Raw genomic sequence first — 920 nt, 5'->3', positions numbered from 1 at the left:
ACCCATCATAAAATTTCCCCCAGGAATGGATACCATTTCTAAACTGATATTATTGCCTAAATCCTCTTTAAAAAATTCAGCCCGACAGCGCTCACGTTTGATTTCATCTCCTACGGAGTCAACGGTAATTAGATGAAACTCAAATTCCTTTTGCTGACGTTTTGTTTCTTCCTCCTGACCTAGGTTATTTTGATTTGATGAGGAAACAACCCGAAATCCGACGTTCGTGCTCCCATGGGTCGGCTGATCAATGTAACGACTGGCACTGTGGCAACGCCTGGGCCCGTCGTGCCACGAACCCCCGCGTTTCACCACCTCAATATTTCCGCCTGACTCCCAAACACTGCCATCTGTCGGCGCACCCTCATAATCTTTATGCCAAGGGTCATCGCACCATTCCCAAACGTTGCCGTGCATATCGTATAATCCAAAGGCATTTGGAGGGAAACTACCGACATCTGTGGTTTGTTGACGATAGGTTCCTTTTGGCTCATAGGGGTAAGAACTACTTATTGTGTTATAGTTCGCTAAATCGGCTGTAATGGTTTCGCCAAAATGGAAAGGACTTGTAGTTTGAGCGCGACAGGCGTATTCCCATTCCGCTTCACTGGGTAAACGATAGGTTTTGCCTGTTTTTTGGGAAAGTCGCTGACAGAATTCCTGCGCGCTGTACCAATTTACATTCTGAACGGGTCGGTTTGCGCCTTTAAAATTAGAAGGATTATTTCCCATAATAGCTTGCCATTGGGCTTGGGTAATGGGATATTTTGCCATAGAAAATGCAGCAATATTAACCTGATGTTGGGGATCTTCGTTGCGTCCAGCATGGGCTTCATTTTGGGCTGAACCCATCATAAAATTTCCCCCAGGAATGGATACCATTTCTAAACTGATATTATTGCCTAAATCCTCTTTAAAAA

Annotated in this window: 1 protein-coding gene; it reads right to left on the bottom strand. The window is 44.7% G+C overall.

The window, feature by feature from the left end; genetic code table 11:
* Nucleotides 1–920 (bottom strand): formylglycine-generating enzyme family protein (locus PL9631_RS25680; RefSeq protein WP_231516863.1); only part of this gene is annotated, 920 nt, incomplete at both ends.

This window comes from Planktothrix paucivesiculata PCC 9631 (assembly GCF_900009265.2).
In the GTDB taxonomy this organism is placed as follows: domain Bacteria; phylum Cyanobacteriota; class Cyanobacteriia; order Cyanobacteriales; family Microcoleaceae; genus Planktothrix; species Planktothrix paucivesiculata.
Note: the sequence above shows the minus strand (reverse complement) of the source record. Positions and strands in the feature narration are given on the sequence as shown.